This is a genomic window from Pseudomonas sp. LABIM340, assembly GCF_040017195.2.
Lineage (GTDB): Bacteria > Pseudomonadota > Gammaproteobacteria > Pseudomonadales > Pseudomonadaceae > Pseudomonas.
In genome coordinates this window covers 3,806,198-3,830,301 of record NZ_CM200227.1, presented here as the reverse complement: position 1 = coordinate 3,830,301, position 24,104 = coordinate 3,806,198, and the positions used below count along the sequence as shown (strand labels likewise).

Sequence of the window (24,104 nt, the reverse complement as noted above, 5' to 3'; positions counted from 1 at the left end):
CATGGCCCGCTCCTACAGCGGAGTTTGCCTGTAGGAGCTGGCCATGCCTGCGACAGCCAGCGCGCCGGACCATCACGAACGCAGTCCGCTGCAGAAGACAAAAGCCCCCGAATCGGGGGCTTTTTCGTTTACCGCAGAGCCAGTGATCAGCCCAGCAACTCGCGCACCCGATACCACGCCATGCCCAGCGCCAGCAGCGGCGAACGCAAGAGCTTGCCGCCGGGGAAGGTCAGGTGTGGCACGGCGCTGAACAGGTCCAGCCCCTTGCTCTCGCCCTGGTGGATGGCTTCGGCGAGCAGCTTGGCCGACCAGTGCGTGACGTTCAGCCCGTGGCCGGAATAGCCCTGGGCGAAATACACGTTCGGATGGCTTTTCAGCCGGCCGACCTGCGGGAAACGATTGGCGGTAATGCCGATCATGCCGCCCCACTGGTAGTCGAGCTTCACCTGTTCCAGTTGCGGGAACACCTTCAGCACCTTCGGCCGCATGTAGGCACCGATGTCCGCCGGGTCGCGGCCGGAGTAGTGGCAGGCACCGCCGAACAGCAGGCGACGGTCGGCCGTCAGGCGGTAGTAGTCCAGCCCCACCTTCTGGTCGCACAGCGCCATGTTCTGCGGGATCAACTGCGCCGCCACTTCCTCGGATAGCGGCTCGGTGGCTACCACGTAGCTGCCGGCGGGCAGCACCTTGCCGGTGAGCTTGGGCTCCAGCTCTTCAAGGTGCGCGTTGCAGCCGAGCACCAGGGTGTTCGCCAGCACGCGGCCCTGGGCGCAGTGAACGACGGCCGTGGTGCCGTGCTCGATGCGCAGTACCGGGCTCTGCTCGAAGATCTGCGCACCGAAGGCCTTGGCCGCGCGGGCCTCGCCCTTGACCAGGTCGAGCGGGTGCAGGTGGCCCGAGCCCATGTCGATGTGCCCACCCGCGTAGAGGTCGCTGGCAACCACTTCGCGCATGCGCTCCGGCGGTACCAGACGCGTCTCGTGGGGGTAGTCCGAAGTGCTCAGGGAGTCCTGCTCGCGGACCATCGCGGCGTATTGCGCCGGGGTGTTGGCCAGCTCGCAGAAGCCCCAGCGCAGGTCGCACTCGATATCCAGCTGACGGATGCGCTCGGCGACCAGGGCGACCGAATCGACACCCGCCTGCTCGAGGTAGCGCACGCCTTCCTCGCCGACGTACCTGGCGAAGCCGCTGACGTCGTGGCCAATGCCACGGATCAGCTGCCCGCCGTTGCGCCCGCTGGCGCCCCAGCCGATGCGCCGGGCTTCCAGCAGCACCACGGAGTGGCCCTTCCGGGCCAGCTCCAGGGCTGCGTTCACGCCGGTGAAGCCGCCGCCGATCACGCAGACATCCGCACGCACATCCCCCGCCAGGGGAGGGTACTGCTGGCGGTCGCGGGCGGTCGCGGCGTAATAGGACGCGGCGTGCTCCTCGGTGTGCTTCATGGGACTTTCTCGCATCATTGGTTGAACTTGATCTTGCTCCAGCTGCGGGTCATCAGGCGCATGATCTTGGGCGGCGGCGCCTTGGCGATGTACAGCTTGTCGAGCACGGCCTGGCTCGGGTAGACCTCGGGATTGTTCTGCATTTCCTCGGGCAGCAGGGTCTTGGCGTCAGCGTTGGCGCTGGGGTAGCCGACGTATTCGCTGATGCCGGCGATCACCTTCGGATCGAGGACATAGTTGATGAACGCCAGGGCCTGCTCCGGATGGCCGGCATCCGAGGGGATCGCCATCAGGTCGAACCACAGGTTCGCGCCTTCCTTGGGAATGCTGTAGGCGATCTCGATGCCGTTCTTGGCTTCCTTGGCGCGGGCGGCGGCCTGGAACACGTCGCCGGAGTAGCCGAAGGCCACGCAGATGTTGCCGTTGGCCAGGTCCGAGATGTACTTGGAGGAGTGGAAGTAGGTGACGTACGGACGCACCGCCACCAGCTTCGCCTCGGCCTTGGGATAGTCCGCCGGGTTGGTGCTGTTGGGGTCCAGGCCCAGGTAGTTGAGCACCGAGGGGATCATCTCGTCGGGCGAGTCCATGAACGCCACGCCGCACGCCTGGAGCTTCTTGATGTTTTCCGGCTCGAACAGCACCGACCAGGAGTCGATCTTGTCGACGCCCAGCACCTGCTTGACCTTGGCGACGTTGTAACCGATGCCGTTGGTGCCCCACAGGTAGGGCACCGAGTGCTTGTTGCCCGGGTCGTTCTGTTCCAGCAGCTTGAGCAGTACCGGGTCCAGGTGCTTCCAGTTCGGCAGCTGGCTGCGGTCGAGTTCGAGGAACACACCGGCCTGCACCTGACGGGTCAGGAAGTGGTTGGACGGCACCACCACGTCGTAGCCGGAACGGCCCGCCAGCAGCTTGCCTTCCAGTGTCTCGTTGGAGTCGAAGACGTCGTAGACCGGCTTGATCCCGGTGGTCTTCTGGAAGCCGGCGAGGGTGTCCGGAGCGATGTAGTCGGTCCAGTTGTAGATGCTGACCGTCGGTGCAGCGTGTGCGGCCGAGGCTAGGGTTGCCAGGGCGAAGGGCGCAAGGGTGCGCAGCAGTCTCATGGGGACTCCCGAATTGTTGTTGTGAAGTCAGGGATGAGGATCAGACGCTCAGCAGCAGGAACTCACGCTCCCAGGAGCTGATCACGCGCTTGAAGTTCTCGTGCTCGGTGCGCTTCACCGCGACATAGCCCTGCACGAACTTCTCGCCGAGGAATTCCTTGAGCACGTCGCAGTCTTCCATCTGCTGCAGCGCGTCCTCGATGGTGATCGGCAGGCGCAGGTTGCGGCGCTCGTAGGCGCGGCCCTGGACGGCGGCGCTGGGGTTGATCTGCTCGATCATGCCCAGGTAGCCACAGAGCAGGCTGGCGGCCAGCGCCAGGTACGGGTTGGCGTCGGCGCCCGGCAGGCGGTTTTCCACGCGCATGGCGATCGGCGGCGCGGCGGGGACGCGCAGGCCCACGGTGCGGTTCTCTTCGCCCCATTCGACGTTCACCGGCGCGGAGGTGTCCGGCAGGAAGCGGCGGAAGGAGTTTACGTTGGGTGCGAACATCGGCAGCACTTTCGGGATGTATTTCTGCAGGCCGCCGATGTAGTGCAGGAACAACTGGCTCATGGAGCCGTCTTCGGCGGCGAAGATGTTCTGGCCGGTGGCGATGTCCAGCACGCTCTGGTGGATGTGCATGGCGCTGCCGGGCTCGTCGGTGATCGGCTTGGCCATGAAGGTGGCGCTGACGTCATGCTTGAGCGCGGCTTCGCGCATGGTGCGCTTGAACACGATGATCTGGTCGGCCAGGCTCAGCGCGTCGCCGTGACGGAAGTTGATTTCCATCTGCGCCGGGCCGTCTTCGTGGATCAGCGTGTCCAGGTCCAGGCCTTGCAGTTCGCACCAGTCGTAGACGTCTTCGAACAGCGGGTCGAATTCGTTGGCGGCGTCGATGGAGAAGCTCTGGCGGCCGCTTTCCGGGCGGCCCGAACGGCCGACGGGGGCTTCCAGCGGGAAGTCCGGGTCGCTGCTGCGCTTGGTCAGGTAGAACTCCATCTCCGGCGCCACGACCGGGCTCCAGCCCTTGTCGGCGTAGAGCTTGAGTACGCGCTTGAGCACGTTGCGCGGGGACAGTTCGATGGGGTTGCCGACCTTGTCGAAGGTGTCGTGGATGACCATCGCGGTCGGTTCCAGCGCCCAGGGCACCAGGTAGATGGCGTCCGGGTCGGGCTTGCAGACCATGTCGATGTCCGCTTCGTCGAGCAGGTCGTAGTAGATGTCATCATCGACGAAATCGCCGGTGACGGTCTGCAGCAGGACACTTTCGGGGAGTCGCATGCCCCCTTCGCCGAGGAACTTGTTGGTGGGGGAAATCTTGCCGCGGGCGATGCCGGTGAGGTCGCTCACCACGCATTCGACTTCGGTGATTTTCTGTTGCTTCAGCCGTTGCTCCAGTTGCTCGGCGGGGGTGGTCATACAAGCCTCGGTCTTTTTGGTTTTGTAATGGGTGCACGTGCAGCGTCTTGCTGCCAGGCGAGGCTAGTGTCGGCCGGAGGCAGGCGTGCGTTCTATCCACTTTCCGCAAGGCTTGGGAATCGTCGTCAAAAAGCTCCCGCTTCCCATGCAGACAGCCCCGGACGCCGTGGCGGCCGGGGCTGCTGGTGTGAACGCAACGGCTGCGGGATCAGACCCCGGACTTGATCCGGCTCCAGTCGCGGGTGATCAGGCGCAGGATCGACGGGCTCGGCGGCAGGCTGACGTACATGCCCTTGACCAGCTCGGCGTTGGGGTAGACCGCCGGGTTCTCGCGGACTTTCTGGTCCATCAGCGCCTTGGCCGGCACGTTGGCGTTGGCGTAGTGCAGGTAGTCGCTGGTCTTCGCGATCACATCCGGGCGCATCAGGTAGTTGATGAAGGCGTGGGCGCCTTCGGGGTTGCGCGCGTCCTTGGGGATGGCCAGGTTGTCGAACCAGATGTTGGTGCCTTCCTTCGGCACGCTGTACTGCACGTCCACCGCTCCGCCGGCTTCCTGCGCGCTTTTCTGCGCCTGCAGCACGTCGCCGGAGAAGCCGATGGCCACGCAGACGTTGCCGTTGGCAAGGTCGGCGATGTACTTGGTCGAGCTGAAGTAGGTCACCGAGGGCTTGAGGCTTTCCAGCAGCTTGGTGCCGGCCTCGTAGTCCGCCGGGTTGTTGCTGTTCGGGTCCTTGCCCAGGTAGTGCAGGGCCAGCGGCAGGATCTTCGCCGGCGAGTCGAGGAAGGCCACGCCGCAGCCCTTGAGCTTGGCGAGGTTCTCCGGCTTGAACACCAGGTCCCAGGAGTCCAGCGGCGCGTCGGCGCCCAGCGCGGCCTTGATTTTCGCCGGGTTGTAGCCGATACCGACGGTGCCCCAGAGGTAGGGTACGGCGAAGCGGTTGCCCGGGTCGGACTGCGCCACGCGGGCCAGCAGGTCGGGGTCGAGGTTCTTGCGGTTGGGCAGCAGCGCGTCATCCAGCGGGCGGTAGACGCCGGCCTTGAGCTGGCGGGCGAGGAAGTCCGCCGAGGGCACCACGACGTCGAAGCCGGAATGCCCGGTGAGCAGCTTGGCTTCCAGCACTTCGTCGGACTCGAAGGCGTCGAGCACCACCCTGATCCCGGTTTCCTTCTGGAAGTCCGCCAGCACGGTCGGCCCGATGTAGTCGGCCCAGTTGGCGAAATGCACCTCTTGCGGCGCCGCCAGCACCGGCAACGCGGCACCGGCCAGCAGACCGGCCAGACAACCCAAAGCACGCTTGTTCATCTTCACTCCTGGAGGACGCCGGCTAGCGCGGCGCCAATGCGATCGGCAGGTGGGAAACGGGCCTTGTTCTGTTGTTTTCGGCCCTGGCCGAAAACTAGGCGCGGCGCGGCTTTGCGTCGTTCTTCCGTGCACGGGCGGAATCGGCGATGCTGCTGCGGACCCGCGGCACTGTGCAGCGCGCTGCCCGCGCCCTACGCTGCGGCCCAGGCGGAGGGAAAACCATGAATGATGAAACCGAGCGCACCCGCGAAGTGGTCACGCGCTACCACCAGTGCTGGATGAACCGCGACGTCGAAGGCGTGCTGGCGATGTTCCATCCGCAGGTGCAGTACTGCGACTTCTACAACGACCTGGAAATCCCCGCCAGCGAGCTGCCCGGCTATATCCGCACGGCCATGCCGCGCAGCCCGCAGCATCACATCGAACACATCGACCAGATTCGCGCCGATGGCGACACGGCCTTCATCCAGTACCGCTCGCGCCTGACGCTGCGGCGCAGCAGCCGGCTGGCGTCGTTCCGCGCCAGCGAGGCGATCACTGTGCGCGACGGGCTGATCTGGCGCGTCCACGAGTACGCTACGCCGGTGCGCGAACAGCGCGAGGAGGGCGTCAAGGATCAGCGCCGCCTGGGCCTGAACTCGGCCCAGGTGGGCAAGATGCTGCTGGATATCGAGTCCTACTTCGGCAGCGCCCATCCCTATCTCGATCCGGAGATGGACCTGGAGCGCCTGGCGCGGGCCACCGGCTACACGCGCAACCAGATTTCCTACCTGCTCAACCAGGTGCTCGGGCAGAGCTTCTACCGCTACCTGAACCAGGCGCGCATCGGCCATCTGCTGGAGCGCCTGCGCGAGGAACCGGCGGCGCGCATCGACGAACTGGCTTTCGCCGTGGGCTTCAATTCGCTGTCGGTGTTCTATCGCTGCTTCCGCGAGCACACCGGGCAGCCGCCGCGTGCCTACCTGGCAGCGCTGCAGGAAGGCAGCCCGGCCTGACGTAGGCGCCAGGCCGGGCACTCTCAGAGAACGGCGTCGAGCAGCCGATACCAGGCGATGCCCACACCCAGGTACAGGCGCTGCAACCCATGGAAGGGAATCGGCCGCACTGGGGTGACGGGGAAGGGAAAGTCCTTCTCGCGGTCCAGCACACGTTCCGCCAGGTGACGGCCCAGGGTCGAGGCCATGGCGATGCCGCGACCGTTGTAGCCCAGCAGGATGCTCAGGTTCGGCGCCGGTTCGTGCAGCCGCGGCATGAAGTCCGGAGTCAGCGCCACGCGGCCGCTCCACTGGTACTCGAACTCGACCTCGGCCAGCTGCGGGAACAGCCCCAGCAGCGAGCGCTTCAGGTGCAGCCAGTCGCTGGGCGAACGCGGCTCGGCGAACGGCCCGCGACCGCCCAGCAACAGCCGGCCACGGGCGTCCTGCTTGAAGTACAGCAGCAGCCGGCGCGCATCCGAGCAGACTTCGCCATTGGGCAGCACGCTGCGTCGCAGGTGGTCCGGCAGGGGCCTGGTGGCGACGATGAAGCTGTTGGCGGCGATCACCGTCTGCCGCAGTTTCGGCCAGAGGTCGTCGGTGTAGCCGTTGGTGGCGAGGATCACCCGTTCGGCGGTCACGCTGTGCCCGCTATCGGTGCTGAGCTGCCAGCCGCTGCCGTGGCGACGCAGGTTGCTCACGCGGGTGTGGCCGTGGATCGCGGCACCTTCACTCAACGCAGCACGGGCTAGGCCACGCACATAGCTTAGCGGCTGGACGCTGCCGGCACGCGGGTCGACCCAGGCGCCGAGGTAGTCGTTGCTGCCGATGCGCTGGGCGACGCTGCTCTTGTCGAGCATCTCCACCGGCACGCCGCGCTGGCGCCACTGCTCGGCGCGTTTCTCGATGGCGCGCAGGGCGGTGGGCGAGGCGGCGGGCTGGATCCAGCCCTTGCGGGTTGCTTCGCAGTCGATGTCGTAGCGGCGGATCAGCTCGAAGACTTCATCGGCAGCGCCGCCGGCAACGTCGATCAGGCGTTCGGCCTTGTCGCCGCCGAACATGCGCCGCAGGTCGTCGGGGTCATGCTTGAGTCCGGGGATCACCTGCCCGCCGTTGCGCCCGGAAGCGCCCCAGCCCGGCTCGCCGGCATCCAGCACGCAGACGCGCACGCCGTTGCGGGCCAGGTGCAGGGCGGTGACCAGCCCGGTATAGCCGGCGCCGACGATAGCGACGTCGACCTGCTTGTCTTCAGCCAGCGCCGGTGTGGCCGGGCCGGCGTTCGCGGTGGCTGCCCAGAGCGAGGGCGGCAGTGCCAGGGGCTGGGCGTTCATGCCTGGCCCCCGTCGGTGTTGAGCAGACGGCGGAGGAATTCCTGGGTACGCGGCTGGCTCGGCGCGCCGAGCACATCCTTGGCCGCGCCTTCCTCGACGATGCGCCCGCCATAGAGGAAGCAGACCTTGTCCGCCACTTCGCGGGCGAAGCCCATCTCGTGGGTCACCACCACCATGGTCATGCCTTCGTCGGCGAGCTTGCGCATCACCGCCAGCACTTCGCCCACCAGCTCCGGGTCCAGCGCCGAGGTCGGCTCGTCGAAGAGAATCGCCTTGGGCCGCATGGCCAGGGCGCGGGCGATGGCGACGCGCTGCTGCTGGCCGCCGGAGAGTTCGTCCGGGTAGGCGTCCATGCGGTGGCTCAGGCCGACCTTTTCCAGCAGGGCGCGGGCGTGCTCGCGGGCGGCGTCCGGGCGCTCCTTCTTCACGTACACCGGGCCTTCCATGACGTTCTGCAGGGCGGTGCGGTGAGGGAACAGGTTGAAGCGCTGGAACACCATCGCCACCTGGGTGCGGATTTCATGGATGGAGTGGGCGTGGCGGTCGACGCGTTCCTGGCCGACCAGGATGTCGCCACCCTCGTAGGTCTCCAGGCCGTTGATGCAGCGCAGCAGGGTCGACTTGCCCGAGCCGGACGGGCCGATCAGGCACACCACCTGGCCGCTCTCCACCGACAGGTCGATGCCTTCGAGGACGCGGGTGCTGCCGTAGCTTTTGTGCAGCGACTGGATGCGGATCATGCTTTCTTCCTCGTGGCGATGCGCGCTTCGAGGCGGCGCAGGGCGAACGACAGCGGCAGGCTCAGGGCCAGGTAGAGCAGGGCGACCAGGGTGTAAACGGTCATGTTCTCGAAGGTCGAGGAGGCGATCAGCTGGCCGGCGCGGGTCATCTCGGCCACCGTGATGGTGGACACCAGCGAGGAGTCCTTGAGCATCATCACCAGGGTGTTGCCGTAGGGCGGCAGGGCGATGCGGAAGGCCTGCGGCAGCACCACCCGGCGCATGATCATCGGGCCGCGCATGCCGAGGGATTCGGCGGCTTCGATCTGCCCCTGCTGGATGGCCTGGATGCCGGCGCGGAAGTTCTCCGCCTGGTACGCCGAGTAGGCGATGCCCAGGCCGATGATGCCGGCCTGCATGGCGGAAAGCTGCACGCCGAAGTCCGGCAGCACGAAGTAGATATAGAACAGTTGCACGATGATCGGCAGGCCGCGGATCACGTTGACCACGGAGATGCCGAACAGCGCCACGGCGCGGATTTTCGACACCATCATCAGGGCGAAGGCCAGGCCGATGAGCGAGCTGAGCAGGAAGGACGCAATCGTGACCTGCACGGTGACCACCGCGCCACTCAATAGAATGGGCAGGAAGTCCAGGGCATTCTGGAGAAACATAGGGATGTCCGTGAGCGGGAAACTGAGGGCGGCCGTCACCCTTCACCGGGCGCTGGGCTCCGGCGAAAGGTGCGGGTAAGTCTCGGGGGTGGCGTGAAGAAAGGCGGACGTCAGTCCAGGTGCCACTTGCCGATGATGGCGGCGAGGGTGCCGTCGGCCTTGATGCTGGCAATGCCCTGGTTGACCTGGGCGAGCAGCTGCGGGTCGCCCTGGCGCAGGATCAGGCAGACCTCGCCCTTGATCTGCGGCTGGTAGCTGTCCACCAGGCGCACCTTCTTCAGGCTGCCCTTGGCCATCTGGTAGGCGAGGATCGGGTGGTCGCCGAAGCCGGCCTTGATGCGGCCCAGCGCCAGGTCGCGGGTGAGGTCGGCGAGGGAGTCGTAGCCGCGCACTTCCTTGAAGATGCCGCGCTGGTTGAGCTTGTCGATGAAGATGGTGCCGACCTGGGCACCGACCACTTCGCCCTTGAAGTCATCCATGCTGGTGTAGGCCTTGTCGTCGTCGGCGCGCACCACCAGGCCTTCGCCGTACTCGAACACCGGGTCGGAGTACTGCACCACTTTTTCCCGCTCGGGGGTGCGCAGCATGGCGGCGGAGATCAGGTCGATCTTCTTCGCGGTGAGCGAGGGGATCAGCGCGGCGAAGGTGGTCTGGGCGATTTCCACGTCGAAGCCGCCGGCCTTGGCCACGGCCTGGGCGGAGTCGACCATCATGCCCTGGATGCTGTTGGTCTTGACGTCGAGGAAGGTGAACGGCACGCCGGTGGCGGTGGCGCCGACCTTCAGAGGTTCGGCCTGGGCGGCCAGGGATGCGGCGCAGCTGGCGACGAGCGCGAGGGCGCAGGAAAACACGCGGAGGCGAGGATGCATTGGTGAACTCCCATTTGACGCGGATTGTTGTCTTTATGCGTTATGGATAGCCTCGAGTATCGGCAGGAGGCGTTAGTCGCAATATAAATGATTTACAAGAATCGTAAAGAGATTTATAAATATCGCATATCGATATTTAATGCCTGATAAAGGCGTGTTCCTTGCCAAGGACGAGACATGAGCGACAACGAAAACAGCCTGTTCAACCAGTCGCTGGAAAAGGGCCTGGCCGTGCTGCGCGGATTCAATGCGAGCAACCGCACCATGAACCTGGCCGAGGTGGCCGAGGCCGCTGACATCACCAAGAGTTCGGCGCAGCGGATGATCCACACGCTCGAAGCGCTGGGCTACGTCAGCAAGCATCCGCAGACCAAGCGCTTCCAGCTGACGCCGCAGGTGATGGAGATCGGCTACAACTACCTCGCCGCCGACACCCTGGTGGACGTCGCCAATCCCTTCCTCGCGGAGCTGGCGCAGACCACCGGCGAGACCACCAACCTCACCGAGCCGGTGCGCACGGACATGCTCTACGTCGCGCGCTTCGTGGGGCCGAAGTTCATCCCGATCCATCTGCCCATCGGCAGCCGCATCCCCATGTACTGCACCGCCTCGGGCCGCGCCTTCCTGAGTGCGCTGAGCGATGACGAGGTGCTGGAACTGCTGCAGGGCAGCGACCTGTCCAGCCACACCCAGTACACCCGCACCTCGCTGGAGGAAATCCTCGCGGAGATCGCCGAGATCCGCCGCAAGGGGTATGCGATCAACAGCGAGGAGCTGTTCCTGGGCGACATGGCGGTGGCCGCGCCGGTGCGCAACAGCCAGGGCCGGCCGGTGGCTTCGGTGCACGTGGTGGCGCCCACCAGCCGCTGGACCCGCGAGGACGCCGAACGCCGCCTGGCGCCGGCGGCCATCGAATGCGCACGGGCGATCAGCACCTCGATCCGGACGCTCTGAGGCCGCACGCTCAGGCTTGCGGCTGCAGAGGCTCGGGCGCCGCGTCCTGCAGCCGTTGCAGCTGCGTCAGGGCGCGCTCGTAGTCGAAGCCCTCGACGGCTTCGGTAATCTCCCGCAGCAGCCTGGCCCGTGGTGGGTCTGCGAAAGCGCTGCCCAGCCGGCCGATCAGCTCGCCGGCGCTGGTGTCGCTGTCCTCAAGCAAGACGTGCAGCTGCTGGAGGAGGACGCTGATCTGCTCCTCGGGCATGGCGGCAGCAGGCGCTGCTGCGGAAGGCACTGCGGGTGGCGCTGCGCCAAGGTTCGCCAGGCTCGTCAGCACCGTTTCCAACTGCGCCTGCACATCGAACAGCAGGCGTGAGATCAGCTCTTCCGGGGAAGGCCCCTGGCAGGCGTCTTCGAGCACCGTGGCAGCCCGTGCCAGCGCCAGGGCGCCGATGTTGGCGGCTGCCCCGCGCAGGGTATGGGCGGCGCGGCGACGGGCCGTCGGGTCGGCCTCCGAGTCAAGGGCGCGAAACTCGCCGACGAAGTCCAGGTAGCTGGTGCGGAAGCGCTGCAGCAGTCGTTCGTAGAGTGCCGCCTTGCCGGCGCAGGTGGCCAGTCCGGCGCGGCTGTCGATACCCGGCAGGTCGAACTGGCTGGCAGGCGGTGAGGTCGGCGTCGGTGCGCTCGCAGCCTCCGGGCGCTGCCGCGGCTCGATCCAGCGCGACAGGGTGAGGAACATCGCGGGCGGGTCGATGGGCTTGGCGATGTGGTCGTTCATGCCGGCGGCCAGCGCCAGTTCGCGGTCCCCGGCCATGTTGTTGGCGGTCATGGCGATGATCGGCAGCTGCGCCAGTTCCGGGCGCTGGCGCAGTGCCTGGGTTGCCGCGTAACCGTCGAGCACCGGCATCTGGCAGTCCATCAGTACGCAGTCGAAACGCCGGTCGACGGCCAGCCGGTCCAGCGCTTCCTGGCCGTTGCAGGCCAGCACGATCTCGATGCCGGCATCGCCCAGCAGCTCCATCGCCAACTCCTGGTTCAGCTCGTTGTCTTCCACCAGCAATACCCGGCTGCCAGTGACGCGGGCCAGGGCCTCGTCGGTGGCGCTCTGCCGTTCGCGGCTGCGCGGCTCGACGACGCTCTGCTTGCCCAGGGCGATGTTGATCGACTCCAGCAGGGTGGAGGGTGTCACCGGCTTGGTCAGCACCGTGCCCAGTTCGACGCCGCGCTGCTGGGCGGCGTCGAGTGCTTCTTCGCGGCCGAAGGCGGTGACCATGATTACCGCCGGGACGTTCTCGCAGTGACCGTCATGCAGCCGCGCGACCACCTCGATGCCATCCATGCCCGGCATCTGCCAGTCGACCAGCACCAGTTGGTAGGGTAAATGCCGTTGTTCCGCCTCGCTGATCCACTCCAGGGCCTCGCTGCCGTTGCGCGCGACATCCACTTCCAGCCCATAGCTGAGCGCCATGCCGGAGAGAATCTCCCGCGCCGAGGCGTTGTCGTCGACCACCAGGGCGCGCACCCCGAGCAGTTCGTCCGCCCGCAGCATGCGTCGGGGCGCGGCGGCCTCGGGGATGCCGAAATGCGCGTGGAAGTGGAACACTGAGCCCTTGCCCGGCTCGCTCTCCACCCAGATGCGTCCGTCCATGAGTTCCACCAGGCTCTTGGAAATCGACAGCCCCAGCCCGGTGCCACCGTAGCGACGCGACGTGGAGGAGTCCGCCTGGATGAACGACTGGAACATGCGTCCGCACTGCTCGGCGGTCATGCCGATGCCGGTGTCGCGCAACCAGAAGTGCAGTTCCGCGTCCTGGCTGCCCAGGGCCACGGGTTCGATGCCGAGGACGATCTCCCCGCGTTCGGTGAACTTCACCGCGTTGTTGCCCAGGTTGAGCAGTATCTGCCCCAGGCGCAGTGGGTCGCCGACCAGGGAGGTCGGCAGGTCCTGGCTGAGCTGGAAGAGCAGCTCCAGGGAGCGCTCCTCGGCCTTGAATCCGACCAGCGCGGAGAACTGCTCGAGCACGTCCTCCAGGCGGAACTCGACGTGCTCGACGCTCATCATGCCGGCCTCGATCTTCGAGAAGTCGAGGATGTCGTTGATGATGCCCAGCAGCCCCTCGGCGGAGCGGTTCACCTTCTGCACGTAGTTGTGCTGGCGCGCATCGAGCCCGCTTTTCAGGGCCAGGCTGCTCATGCCGATGATCACGTTCATCGGCGTGCGGATCTCGTGGCTCATGTTGGCGAGGAACTCGCTCTTGGCGCGGGTCGCTTCTTCGGCCAGCTCCTTGGCGCGGCGCATCTGCTGTTCGACCAGCTTGCGCTCGGTGATGTCGTACAGCCAGGCGAGCATGGCGGGCTCGCCGTGGTGGATGATCGGCAGGTAGGTCGCGAGGATATTGCGCTCGCCGCCCTGGCCGTCATACAGGCGAACCTCGCGCTCGAGCATCCGCTCACCGGACAGCAGCTCATTCCAGACCGCTTCGCGCTCGGCCTCGTCGACATAGAGCCCGGCAGCCTCGTCGCCAGCCTTGAGCCCGAAGCTCGCGACGAAGGCCGGGTTGACCAGGTGCAGCTCTCCATGGGTGGAAATGGCGACGCTGACCGGGCTGCAGTCGAGGATGTACTGCAGGCGCGTTTCGCTTTCCTGAAGCGCGGCCGCCTGCTGCTCCATCTGCTCGGCCTGGGTGAGGGTTTCCTTCAGCAACTGCTCGGTGCGCGAAGAACGCTCCAGGATTTCCAGGTTCATCGCCAGCATCGGGATGAACTCCTCGAGCAGGGCGCGCCGGCTCGACCCCATTTCCCTCAAGCCTTCCAGGGCCAGCACGCCGACCAGGCGCTCACCATGGATCAGCGGCAGGACGTCGAGGAACAGCGGCGGTGCGTATTCGCCTTCCAGAGCGCGGTCAGGCTGGCGCAGCTGGATCGGCTCGCGCTGCTTGGCGCACTGGCCGATCAATCCCTGGCCCAGGGGCAAGCGGCGGGGCAGGTCCGGCGGTGCCGCGTAGCTGCCCAGCAGGACCAGTTCGGCAGTGTCCTCTTCATGCACATGCAGGGAGGCGCGGCGCAATTCCAGTGGTGGAGCCAGCGCAGCCAGGGTCTGGTCGCCCAGCTCGCTGGAGCCGGCAACGGATTGCATGCGGCTGCTGAGGGTCGCCAGCTGAGTCTTCACCCAGCGCTGGTTGGCCATCTGCCGCGCCTCGGACTGCAGCGCGGTGATGGCCCGGGCCAGTTCGCCGATCTCGTTGGGGAAGTCCTGGAAGGGCACCTCGATATCCAGGTCGCCCTTGCTCAGTGCATCGACCGAAAAGCGCAGGCCGTCGGCAGGTTTGCGAATCGACCAACTGATCAGGGTGCCGAACAGGATGCCGCCGCCAAGACCCATCGCCAACAGCCAGATGGTCAGCTGGACGCTGCGGTGGAAGCGCTCGGTGGCCATGTTCACTTCCAGGTCGGCGCCCTCGCGCTTGATCTGCGCTACCTCGGCCAGGGCCTGGTTGGCCACCTCGCCCGGACGCTGCAGCGCAGTGGAGGACAGCAGGGCTATGGCACCCAGATCGGTGGACTGTCCAGGGCGGATCGGCTTGTCGTTCAGCGCCAGGACACGCTGGACCTGCTCCTGGTATTCCTCGTAGGCCGCCTCGAAGCGCACCAGCCCCTGGAGCGCCGGGGTTCGGTAGATCAGGGGCCTCGCCAGCTCGATCTCCTCGCGCAGATTCGCCCTGACCTCATTGAACTGCCTTACCGCCTGGGCCCTGCCGTTCTCGTCGGTGGCGAGGACGAACTGGCGGATGCTCCGGCCCATGCCGGCCAGCGAGACGCGGGCCGCCTCGATATGCGAGAGGCCGAGCATTTCCTTTTCATAGATGACGTTGATCTGCTCGATCTGCTGGCGCTGCACATGCAGGCTGTACAGGCCCAGGAACAGGGCCAGCAGGAGGATGCCGCCGAACCCGACCACCAGCCGGGTGCGCAGCTTCAGGCGCTGCAGATAGCCGAGCAGATTCACCATCGGGCCGCCTCCTGGCAGGGTTGGCGCGGGCGTTTCGGGTTATGCCCTTCAGGCCGCTGGAGTTGCCACGGCCGGGTCGGCGTCACTGTCGTTGAAGCGCTCGGCGATGCCGCGGAACTCGTCTTCCAGTGCGAGGAAGGCATCGACAATGTCCGGGTCGAAGTGCATGCCGCGCTGGGACTGGATGTACTCCACCGCCACCGCATGGGACATGGCGGGCTTGTAGACCCGCTTGCTGATCAGCGCGTCGTAGACGTCGGCCACCGCCATCAGCCGCGCCGACAGCGGGATCGCGTCGCCGGCCAGGCCTTCGGGGTAGCCCGAGCCGTCCCACTTCTCGTGGTGACCGTAGGCAATCTGCTTGGCCAGGCGCAGGAAGGGCACGTCCATGCCCAGGCGCTCCTCGGCCTTCTCCAGGGCATCGAGCCCCAGGGTGGTGTGCTTCTTCATCAGCTCGAATTCCTCGGCGGTGAGCTTGCCGGGCTTGAGCAGGATGTGGTCGGGAATGCCGACCTTGCCGATGTCGTGCAGCGGCGCGGACTTCAGCAGCAGCTGCCGCGTCTCCTCGTCCAGCTCGGCGGCGAAGCGCGGGTGCTGATGCAGGTGCTCGGCGAGCGCGCTGACGTAGTGCTGGGTGCGGCGGATGTGGTTGCCGGTCTCGTTGTCGCGGGTTTCGGCCAGGGAGGCCATGGCGATGATGGTGACGTCCTGGATGGCCGCCAGCTCGCGGGTGCGGCGCTGTACTTCCTGTTCGAGGAATTCGTTCTGGTCGCGCAGGAAGTCGGCGGCGGCCTTGATGCGCAGCTGGTTGTCCACGCGCATCAGCACGGTGGGCGGGTTGATCGGCTTGGTCAGGTAGTCCACGGCGCCCAGTTCCAGGCCGCGGATTTCTTCGTCGGCGGCGACCTGGGCGGTGATGAAGATCACCGGGATGCGTTGCGTACGGGCGTCTTCACGCAGACGTCGGCAGACCTCGAAACCGTTCATGCCGGGCATCATCACGTCCAGCAGGATGAGGTCCGGCGGATCGTCGGACTGGGCGATCTGCAGTGCCTTCTCGCCGGTTCGCGCGGCCTTGACGCGGTACAGCAGCTTGAGCAGTTCCGAGAGGAGCGTGAGGTTCTCGGGAGCATCGTCGACGATCAGGATCGTCGGACGAACAACGGGACCAGGTGCATTCATTGACCATCCTCCGCCACAGGGCATGCGCCGCGGGACTTCCTGCCCGTGCGCCGGTGTGAGTATAGATCGCGCCGGGCAAGCCTCCGGGGTGATCCGGCAGGCGTGTTCGGCGGGTATTTCAGCCGTTGTGTTCCACCTCGACGAAGTGCCGCGTGCCGGCCTCGACGTCATAGATGTGGTAGTTGTTCATCATCCGCCCGTAGAGGTGCAGGCTGACTGCGCGCGGGCGGTCGGCGGGGACGCCGGTGACGTGGATGTGGTCGGGGTTGGGGACGAAGCTGGTGACCGCGCCGGGCGGCAGCAGGATCATGCCGCCCTTGACCAGTTCGATGCCCTCGTCACGGTTGCGGTCAGCGGACAGGCAGACGTAGCTGCGTTCCTCCAGTACCCCCTCGACTATCCCCACCACGCCCCAGCTGCCGTGGTCGTGCACCGGCGTCCACTGGCCCGGCGACCAGACCAGGGCGTAGAGCGACAGGTTGTCGTCCGGCGCCTGGTAGATCAGGTTGCGCGCATAGTGGAACGGGTCGCTCTGGTAGTGGTGCGCTTCGAGGAAGTCGCCGGCATGGGCCAGCAGCTCCATCATGAAGGGCGCCAGCGAGGCCACGCACTGGCAGGGTTCGGATTCCTGCCGGCTGAGCTGGGTGGCGTGTTCGATGAAGCGGGCGAGGGTGGCGTTCGGCATGAGCGGTGCGCTCCGGCGGGCGTTGGCGACACAACGAAATGACTCTAGCCGCTTTTGTCGAGCCTGCTCAGAACGGTACGGCGGATGACGCCGTGGGCGTCATGCGCCCTGCGTGTCTGCTCAGCCGTCCTTCGGCGCGCGCCGCAGCAGGTAGGTGTCCATGATCCAGCCGTTGGCCTCGCGGGCCGCCTGGCGGGTGCGCTGGATGTCTTCACCGACCTCGGCGAGCCGCCCGCTACGGAGGATCTCGTCCGCCGTGCCAACGTACGCGCCCCAGTAGATTTCCAGGTCCGGGTCGTTCAGCTGGCGATAGGTGTCCTCGGCGTCGAGCATCACCACGACGCTTTCCGCGTTGGCCGGAAAGCCCTCGGCCAGGCGGCGACCAGTGGTGATCTGCACTGACTGGCCGATGGCGTTCAGCGGCACCTTATGGCGTGCGGCCAGCGCCTGCACGCTGGTGATGCCGGGGATCACCTGGTAGTCGAACTTCACCCGGCCCTCGCGCAGGACGGCATCGAGGATGCGCAGGGTGCTGTCGTAGAGCGAGGGGTCACCCCAGACGAGGAAGGCGCCGCACTGGCCGTCCTGCAGTTCGTCCTCGATCAGACGTTTGAAAACCTGCTGCTTGGCCTGGTTGAGGTCGCGCACCTGCCCGGCGTAGTCGCCTTCGCGCACGCGTTCGGGGCTGTCGGCTTCGACGATGCGGTAATCGCTATGGGAGACGTAGCGCTGGAGAATATCGCGGCGCAGCTGGATCAGCTTGTCCTTGGCCGCGCCCTTGTCCATGAGGAAGAACACGTCCGCGCGGTTCATCGCGTTGATCGCCTGCACCGTGAGGTATTCAGGGTCGCCGGCGCCGATGCCGATGATGAGCAGCTGCTTCATGTCTGGTCCTGCGTGTCTTCGTTCGGAGGGGCTCCAGATTATGCCTGTCCGGCGCCACGCTCATCTGCCGGATCGCCGCGGTACGAGATGAACCTGCGGCAACGTAGGGCGCATAACCCGGCACGGGTTATCCGCCTTGGCGGATAACGCCTGGGGCGTTATGCGCCCTACGCGGGCGTCATCGCCCTCAGCCCGCAGGATGGGTGGAGCGCCCTCTCAGCCCAGCAGCGCCACGTCCTTGCGCAGCTCGCGGGCGGCCGCGACCATGTTCACCAGCGCCGCTTCCGTTTCCGGCCAGGCACGGGTTTTCAGGCCGCAGTCGGGGTTGACCCACAGGCGCTCGGCGGGAATCCGCTGCGCGGCCTTGCGCAGCAGCTTGACCATCTCGTCCTTGCCCGGCACACGTGGCGAATGGATGTCGTAGACGCCCGGACCGATTTCGTTGGGGTACTCGAACTTCTCGAAGGCCTCCAGCAGCTCCATGTCCGAGCGCGAGGTTTCGATGGTGATCACGTCGGCGTCCATGGCGGCGATGGATTCGATCACGTCGTTGAACTCGCTGTAGCACATGTGGGTGTGGATCTGGGTTTCGTCGCGCACGCCGGAGGCGCACAGGCGGAAGGCTTCGGTGGCCCAGTCGAGGTAGCGGCCCCAGTCGCTGCGGCGCAGTGGCAGGCCCTCGCGGAAGGCGGCTTCGTCGATCTGCACGATCCTGATACCGGCGTGCTCCAGGTCGACGACCTCGTCGCGGATCGCCAGGGCCAGCTGGCGCGCCTGGGTTTCGCGGGAGACGTCCTCGCGCGGGAAGGACCACATCAGCATGGTCACCGGGCCGGTCAGCATGCCCTTCATCACCTTGCTGGTGAGGCTCTGGGCGTAGCGGATCCACTCTACGGTCATTGCCTTCGGCCGGCTCAGGTCGCCGAAGATCACCGCCGGTTTCACGCAGCGCGAGCCGTAGCTCTGCACCCAGCCGAAGCGGGTGAAGAGGTAGCCGTCGAGCTGCTCGGCGAAGTACTCGACCATGTCGTTGCGCTCGGCCTCGCCGTGCACCAGTACGTCGAGTCCGAGGTTTTCCTGGGTCTCGACGGCATGGCGGATTTCGCTGTGCATGGCCTCGGTGTAGTCAGCGACGCTGAGCTTGCCTTGCTTGAAGGCCTGGCGCGCCAGGCGGATGGCCGAGGTCTGCGGGAAGGAGCCGATGGTGGTGGTGGGGAAGTCCGGCAGGTTCAGACCGGCGCGTTGCTTGACGATGCGCTGGGCAAAGGGCGACTGGCGTTGGCAGTCGGCGGCTTTCACCGCCGCGAGGCGGGCCTTCACCTCCGGTTTGTGGATGCGTGGCGAGGCGGCGCGGCTGGCCTGCACGGTGCGGCTCTGCTCCAGCGCGGCGATGACTTCCGGAGCCTCGGGTTGATTGACGGCGCGGGCGAGCAGGGCGACTTCGGCGCACTTCTGCACGGCAAAGGCCAGCCAGCTCTTCAGCTCGGCATCCAACTGGTCTTCGCGCTCCAGGTCCACCGGGCTGTGCAGCAGCGAGCAGGACGGCGCGACCCACAGGCGATCACCCACCCGGTCATGGGCGTGGCGCAGCACTTCCAGGCTCTTCTCCAGGTCGCAGCGCCAGACGTTGCGGCCGTTGACCACGCCGAGGGAAAGAATCTTGTAGGCCGGCAGGCGGTCGAGGATAGTCGGGAACTGCTCCGGTGCGCGCACCAGGTCGAGGTGCAGGCCGTCCACGGGCAGGCCGGCGGCCAGGCCCAGGTTGTCGTCCAGGCCGCCGAAATAGGTGGCTACCAGCTTCTTCAGCGGCTCGCTCTGCAGCAGGTTGTAGGTGCGTTCGAAGGCATTCTTCCAGTCCTGCGGCAGGTCGAGGGCGAGAATCGGTTCGTCGATCTGCACCCACTCCACGCCTTGCGCGGCCAGACGGCGGAAAATCTGGCCGTAGAGCGGCAGCAGGCGCTCCACGAGGTCGAGCTTGTCGAAGTCGGCCCCTTTGGTCTTGCCCAGCCAGAGGTAGGTCAGCGGGCCGATTACCACCGGTTTCACCTGATGGCCGAGGGCGTGGGCTTCCTCCACTTCCTCGAACAACTGCTCCCAGCTCAGTTCGAACTGCTGGTCAGCGCTGAACTCGGGGACGAGGTAGTGGTAGTTGGTGTCGAACCACTTGGTCATCTCCTGGGCATGCGCGCCGCAGCACCCCGTACTGACGCCTCGCGCCATGGCGAACAGGGTCTGCAGGGTGGGCTTGGCTTCGCCATGGCCCCGGAAGCGTTCTGGGATGACGCCGAAGGTCAGCGAGTGGGTCAGCACCTGGTCGTACCAGGCGAAGTCGCCCACCGGCAGCAGTTCGATGCCAGCGTTCTTCTGCACCTGCCAGTGGGCGGCACGCAGTTCGCGGCCGATGGCGCGCAGGCCGGTTTCGTCCAGCTCGCCCTTCCAGAAGGCTTCCTGGGCTTTCTTCAGCTCGCGGTCGCGGCCGATGCGGGGAAAGCCGAGGTTGTGTGCCAGCGCCATGTGAATCTCTCCATTGAATCAACGATGGGGAAATTCTCCCGGCGCGGCCTTCATGAGACAAACTCAATGTTCTTGTGATGAACATAAGAAATTCTCATGTTGATGTCGCTCCCTGCGGGAGCGGGCCATGCCCGCGACCGCGGACAAAGTCCGCAGCCAGGCGCTGCCCCGGTGTGGCTACCCGCCGGCGCGCATCTGCCGCGCCAACGCGCCGGGCGAGGTATGCAGCTGGCGCTGGAACAGCTCGATGAACGCCGAGGTGGATTCGTAGCCCAGCTCGCCGGCGATCAGCGTCACCGACTCGCCGCGCTCCAGTCTCGGCAGCGCTGCCAGCAGGCGCACCCGCTCGCGCCATTCGCGGAACGACAGCCCGGTCTCGTCGCGGAACAGCCGCGCCAGCGTGCGCCTTGAAGCGCCGACGCGCTGCGCCCAGTCCTCGATGCCCAGGCGCTCGCCGGGGTGTTCCTGCAAGTGATCGGTGACGCGCCGCAGGCGGGCGTCACGCGGCAGCGGCAGGGCCAGGCCGGAGTTCGGCGCGCTGTGCAGCTCGTCCACCAGCACCTGCATGAGCCGGGCTTCAGGCCCCTCGTCGGGGTAGTCGCGGGGGAACTCGCTGGCGCGCTGGATGAGGTTGTCCAGCAGCGGCGAGATTTCCAGCACGCGGCACGGCCCCAGGCCGACTGCCAGTTCCGGCGCCAGGTAGAAGCTGCGATGCACCACCAGCGTGCGCGCACGGGCGCTGTGGCGAACGCCCGCCGGCAGCCACATCGCCCGGCGCGGTGGAATCACGCAGGCGTACTCCTCGGTCGTTGCCTCGAGCACCCCGCTGGCGGCGTACATCAGCTGGCCCCAGGGGTGGGAGTGGGGCTCCACCTCGTGGCCGGCGGGCATGTCGAAGGCACGCAGCCACACCGGGCGTGGCAGCGAAGTGAAGCCGGGAAGTGCCAGAGCATCCTGTCCCGCTGGCGGCATAGCTTGTCTCACTGTCGGAAGTGGGTCATGGAGGGCCGATGGTAGCGTCTTCCCCGGTCAAATCCAGCCCGAAGTGGGAGAGCCCGATGAGTACTCACCGTCCGCAACAACGTTTTTCCATCCTCGACATCCGCCAGTGCCGCGAGCCCGGCAGTCTGGTCGTGCTGACCGCCTACTCGGCGCCCATGGCGCGGCTGCTCGACCCGCACGTCGATGTGCTGCTGGTGGGGGATTCGCTGGGCATGGTGCTCTACGGCATGCCGCACACCCTGGCCGTCAGCCTCGACATGATGATCGCCCACGGCGCCGCGGTGGTCCGGGGCTCACAACGGGCGTGCGTGGTGGTGGACATGCCCTTCGCCAGCTACCAGGCCTCGCCACAGCAGGCGTTTATCGCCGCCGCGCGGGTGCTTGCCGAAAGTGGCGCGCAGGCGGTGAAGCTGGAAGGGGGCGCGGAGATGGCCGAGACCATCGCCTTCCTGGTCGAGCGCGGCATTCCGGTGATGGCGCATATCGGCCTGATGCCGCAGAAAGTCAACGCCCTCGGTGGTTTCAAGGTGCAGGGCAAGGAGGAAGCCGGCGTTGCGCGGGTGTTGCGCGAGGCGGATGCCATCGCTGCCGCCGGGGCCTTCAGCGTGGTGCTCGAAGGCGTGCTGGAGCCTGTGGCGCGGCAGGTCTGCGAGCGGCTGGAGATCCCGGTGATCGGCATCGGCGCTTCACCTGCCTGCGCCGGGCAGGTGCTGGTGACCGAGGACATGCTCGGGCTGTCCGGCGAGCAGATTCCGCGCTTCGCGCAGCAGTACGTGCGGGTGGACGAGCTGATCGGCGCGGCGGCCGAACGCTTCGCCAGCGAGGTGCGTGAGCGCCAGTTCCCGCAGGCGCGGCATTGTTTCGGGATGGCGAAGGAGTGAGCCCGGCGCGGGGCCGCAAGCACGGATCATCAACCTGTAGGAGCGGACCACGCCCGCGGTCGCGCGCATGGCGCGCTCCTACGGGTAAGCTCCGGCGCTAGAACCCGCTCTCGCGCAGGGCGACAGCCAGCAGGCGGGTGAAACCTTCGCCCAGCCAGCTGCGCCGGGCGCCCTCGATCTGCAGGTGACCACGGGTTTCGTGAAGCCCAGGCGGCGCGCCATCCAGCTTTACCAGCACATGGAACAGCGCCGGGTTGGGCACCAGCGCTTCGCCCTGCGGATTGACGTTCAACGGGCCGCCGTAGCGCGAGGCGAGCATCGGCAGTTCCAGCTGGCTGATACGCGTGGTGCCGATCAGCACCACCTGACCCTCGATGGGACGCGGCACGCCTTCGGGGTAGAAGCGCACCTGGCCGCCGTCGGTGAGGCGCTGCACTTCGTCCTGTTTGACGTAGGCGTCCACCAGCCAGTGCTGCGGGTCCACCAGCACGCCGATGGGTTCGCGGGTGTTGATCCACTGGCCGGGCTTCCAGTCCGGGTTGACGTCCATCCAGCGCCCGGCGAACGGCGCCTGCAGGTTGAGGCGGGCCATTTCGTTGCGGGCGGCGCGGGCCTGCTGGTACTCCACGCCCAGCCGCTGGCGGGTGACGGCTTCCTCGGTCAGTCCGGACGGGTCGGCCAGCATACCCGCCAGCCGCCCCTGGTAACCGCGGATACTCGCCTCGCTGCCAGCTACCTTGGCGGCAATGTCGGGCTCTTCCATCACCGCCAGGGTTTCACCCTTGCCGACTTCGCCGCCCGGGCGCAGGTCGCGCAGCAGCGCAGGGAAGGGCGCATAGACGTGCAGCTGCTGCGCCGCACGCGCCACGCCCATGGCATGCACCTGGGTGCGCCAGGGAATGGCGAGCAGCAGGACGATGGCGCCGAGCAGCGCGAGGAACACCAGCTTGCGCCGCGGCTTCACTTCCGCACGGCGCTGCCACCAGACCTTGAGTTCGCGCCACACAGGCTGAACGATGAACCAGCTGATTTCCACGGCGAACAGGAAGATCCCCAGCAGTTTGAAGAAGAAGTAGTAGACCGCCACGGCGATGCCGAGGAACAGCAGCAGGCGGTAGACCCAGGTGCCAAAGGCGAAGGCCACCAGCGCTCGGCGCTTGCCGGTGGGGAAGTGCTCCGGCCAGGGTTCGTCCAGCCCCAGCACGTTGCGCCGCAGCGTGGTGCGCGCCAGGGCGCCGGCGCGTTCGTGCAGGTTGGGGAAGTCGAGCAGGTCGGAGAAGATGAAGTAGCCGTCGAAGCGCATGAAGGGGCTGGCGTTCAGGGCCAGCGACAGCGCCCAGCTGGTGGTCGCCAGGTACAGCAACCCGTTGCGGAAGGGACCAGGGTCGGCCAGTGCCCAGCCCAGCGTCGACAACCCGGCCAGACCCAGTTCGGTGATGATCCCGGCGCTGGCAATCGCCAGGCGCTGGCGGTTGCTGCGCAGCTTCCAGCTCTCGCCGGTGTCGGTGTAGAGCATCGGCCACATCACCACGAAGGCGATGCCCATGTGCGCGACCTTCAGCCCCAGCCGCGTCGCCACCAGTGCGTGACCCAGCTCATGCAGCGTCTTCGCCACCACCAGTGCGGCGGCGAAGCTGAGCAGGCCCTCGAAGGAGAATGACTCCACCACGTCGTGGGTGAAGGTGTCCCACTGGTGCGCCACCAGCACGATGCCGGCGAGGCTGAGCAGCAGCACCAGCATCGCCACGTAGCGGTTGAACAGCCAGTCGAGGCTGCCGGCGATGGCGCGCAGGAAGCGCTGCGGGCGCAGCAGCGGGATACGGAAGAACAGGTAGTGGTGCAGCCACCAGTTCCAGGTCGTCCACTGTTTGCCTTCGCTGCGCGCGGCCAGCCGCGCCAGGGTTTCGGGGCCGGGGCGGAGCAACTGGTGGTGTTCGAGGAACTGGCGGAAACCCAGCACCTGCTCGGCATCGGGCTTGAGCGCGGTCTGCTCGGCGATCTGCTCGCTGATCTGCCGGGGCGTCTGCTCCCAGCGCAGCAGGCATTCGAACTCCAGCCAGCCGATGCGGTAGAAGCGGTTGAGCACGCTGTCCTGGATCACCCATACCGGCTCGCCGTCCGGGCCGGGCGCGGCTTCGTCCAGGCGCAGGTCGTCGCGCAGCGGCGGGGTGGGCAGGTCTTCGGCGGCAATGTCCATCG

18 protein-coding genes are annotated in these 24,104 nt (G+C 66.7%); 3 read left to right on the top strand and 15 right to left on the bottom strand.

Annotated elements, in window-relative coordinates:
* Positions 1–146 precede the first annotated feature (146 nt).
* The 4 genes from ABKS89_RS17465 to ABKS89_RS17450 all read right to left on the bottom strand — a co-directional run bounded on the left by ABKS89_RS17465 (position 147) and on the right by ABKS89_RS17450 (position 5,244).
* Positions 147–1,442 (bottom strand): NAD(P)/FAD-dependent oxidoreductase, encoded by a 1,296-nt coding sequence (locus ABKS89_RS17465; protein ID WP_348586301.1) that lies wholly within the window; start codon positions 1,440–1,442, stop codon positions 147–149.
* A gap of 14 nt (positions 1,443–1,456) precedes the next feature.
* On the bottom strand, positions 1,457–2,542 hold the full coding sequence (locus ABKS89_RS17460) for a polyamine ABC transporter substrate-binding protein (protein ID WP_138214374.1): 1,086 nt from the start codon (positions 2,540–2,542) through the stop codon (positions 1,457–1,459).
* 40 nt (positions 2,543–2,582) lie between these two features.
* A complete protein-coding gene (locus ABKS89_RS17455) occupies positions 2,583–3,941 on the bottom strand; it encodes a glutamine synthetase family protein (protein WP_138214373.1) in 1,359 nt (452 codons plus the stop codon).
* 208 nt (positions 3,942–4,149) lie between these two features.
* A complete protein-coding gene (locus tag ABKS89_RS17450; RefSeq protein ID WP_348586300.1) occupies positions 4,150–5,244 on the bottom strand; it encodes a polyamine ABC transporter substrate-binding protein in 1,095 nt (364 codons plus the stop codon).
* Between the two features lie 221 nt (positions 5,245–5,465).
* Here ABKS89_RS17450 and ABKS89_RS17445 point away from each other — a divergent pair, with 221 nt between their 5' ends.
* Positions 5,466–6,239 carry an AraC family transcriptional regulator gene (locus ABKS89_RS17445; RefSeq protein ID WP_253450511.1) on the top strand — a complete coding sequence of 258 codons (774 nt, stop codon included), beginning with the start codon at positions 5,466–5,468 and terminating at the stop codon, positions 6,237–6,239.
* A gap of 23 nt (positions 6,240–6,262) precedes the next feature.
* Here ABKS89_RS17445 and ABKS89_RS17440 read toward each other — a convergent pair whose 3' ends face one another.
* The 4 genes from ABKS89_RS17440 to ABKS89_RS17425 all read right to left on the bottom strand — a co-directional run bounded on the left by ABKS89_RS17440 (position 6,263) and on the right by ABKS89_RS17425 (position 9,811).
* Positions 6,263–7,549 carry an NAD(P)/FAD-dependent oxidoreductase gene (locus ABKS89_RS17440; RefSeq protein ID WP_348586299.1) on the bottom strand — a complete coding sequence of 429 codons (1,287 nt, stop codon included), beginning with the start codon at positions 7,547–7,549 and terminating at the stop codon, positions 6,263–6,265.
* A complete protein-coding gene (locus ABKS89_RS17435; RefSeq protein WP_081516968.1) occupies positions 7,546–8,289 on the bottom strand; it encodes an amino acid ABC transporter ATP-binding protein in 744 nt (247 codons plus the stop codon). Before ABKS89_RS17435 ends, ABKS89_RS17440 begins: the two co-directional genes overlap by 4 nt.
* A complete protein-coding gene (locus ABKS89_RS17430; protein ID WP_138214369.1) occupies positions 8,286–8,942 on the bottom strand; it encodes an amino acid ABC transporter permease in 657 nt (218 codons plus the stop codon). The genes ABKS89_RS17435 and ABKS89_RS17430 overlap by 4 nt, the downstream gene beginning before the upstream one ends.
* Positions 8,943–9,052: 110 nt before the next feature.
* Positions 9,053–9,811 carry an ABC transporter substrate-binding protein gene (locus ABKS89_RS17425; protein ID WP_138214368.1) on the bottom strand — a complete coding sequence of 253 codons (759 nt, stop codon included), beginning with the start codon at positions 9,809–9,811 and terminating at the stop codon, positions 9,053–9,055.
* Between the two features lie 177 nt (positions 9,812–9,988).
* On the opposite strand from ABKS89_RS17425, the gene ABKS89_RS17420 reads away from it, so the two are divergent.
* Positions 9,989–10,765, top strand: coding sequence for an IclR family transcriptional regulator (locus tag ABKS89_RS17420; protein ID WP_253450500.1), 777 nt, complete (start codon positions 9,989–9,991; stop codon positions 10,763–10,765).
* Between the two features lie 10 nt (positions 10,766–10,775).
* Here ABKS89_RS17420 and ABKS89_RS17415 read toward each other — a convergent pair whose 3' ends face one another.
* The 6 genes from ABKS89_RS17415 to ABKS89_RS17390 all read right to left on the bottom strand — a co-directional run bounded on the left by ABKS89_RS17415 (position 10,776) and on the right by ABKS89_RS17390 (position 20,994).
* On the bottom strand, positions 10,776–14,756 hold the full coding sequence (locus tag ABKS89_RS17415) for a hybrid sensor histidine kinase/response regulator (protein ID WP_348586297.1): 3,981 nt from the start codon (positions 14,754–14,756) through the stop codon (positions 10,776–10,778).
* Between the two features lie 48 nt (positions 14,757–14,804).
* On the bottom strand, positions 14,805–15,938 hold the full coding sequence (locus tag ABKS89_RS17410) for an HD domain-containing phosphohydrolase (RefSeq protein WP_348586296.1): 1,134 nt from the start codon (positions 15,936–15,938) through the stop codon (positions 14,805–14,807).
* 118 nt (positions 15,939–16,056) lie between these two features.
* Positions 16,057–16,623 carry a cysteine dioxygenase family protein gene (locus ABKS89_RS17405; protein WP_138214364.1) on the bottom strand — a complete coding sequence of 189 codons (567 nt, stop codon included), beginning with the start codon at positions 16,621–16,623 and terminating at the stop codon, positions 16,057–16,059.
* A gap of 120 nt (positions 16,624–16,743) precedes the next feature.
* Positions 16,744–17,508: a precorrin-6A synthase (deacetylating) gene (cobF, locus tag ABKS89_RS17400; RefSeq protein ID WP_348586294.1), complete on the bottom strand. Its 765-nt coding sequence runs from the start codon at positions 17,506–17,508 to the stop codon at positions 16,744–16,746.
* A 216-nt stretch (positions 17,509–17,724) separates the two neighbouring features.
* Positions 17,725–20,022 (bottom strand): 5-methyltetrahydropteroyltriglutamate--homocysteine S-methyltransferase, encoded by a 2,298-nt coding sequence (gene metE / locus ABKS89_RS17395; RefSeq protein ID WP_348586293.1) that lies wholly within the window; start codon positions 20,020–20,022, stop codon positions 17,725–17,727.
* A gap of 177 nt (positions 20,023–20,199) precedes the next feature.
* Positions 20,200–20,994 carry an AraC family transcriptional regulator gene (locus ABKS89_RS17390; RefSeq protein WP_348586292.1) on the bottom strand — a complete coding sequence of 265 codons (795 nt, stop codon included), beginning with the start codon at positions 20,992–20,994 and terminating at the stop codon, positions 20,200–20,202.
* Positions 20,995–21,080: 86 nt separating this feature from the next.
* Between ABKS89_RS17390 and panB the strand changes: the two genes are divergently transcribed.
* On the top strand, positions 21,081–21,905 hold the full coding sequence (gene panB, locus ABKS89_RS17385) for a 3-methyl-2-oxobutanoate hydroxymethyltransferase (RefSeq protein ID WP_348586290.1): 825 nt from the start codon (positions 21,081–21,083) through the stop codon (positions 21,903–21,905).
* Between the two features lie 97 nt (positions 21,906–22,002).
* On the opposite strand, the gene ABKS89_RS17380 is transcribed toward panB, so the two are convergent.
* Positions 22,003–24,102, bottom strand: a complete 2,100-nt coding sequence (locus ABKS89_RS17380) for a site-2 protease family protein (protein WP_348586288.1) — start codon at positions 24,100–24,102, stop codon at positions 22,003–22,005.
* Positions 24,103–24,104: the final 2 nt, after the last annotated feature.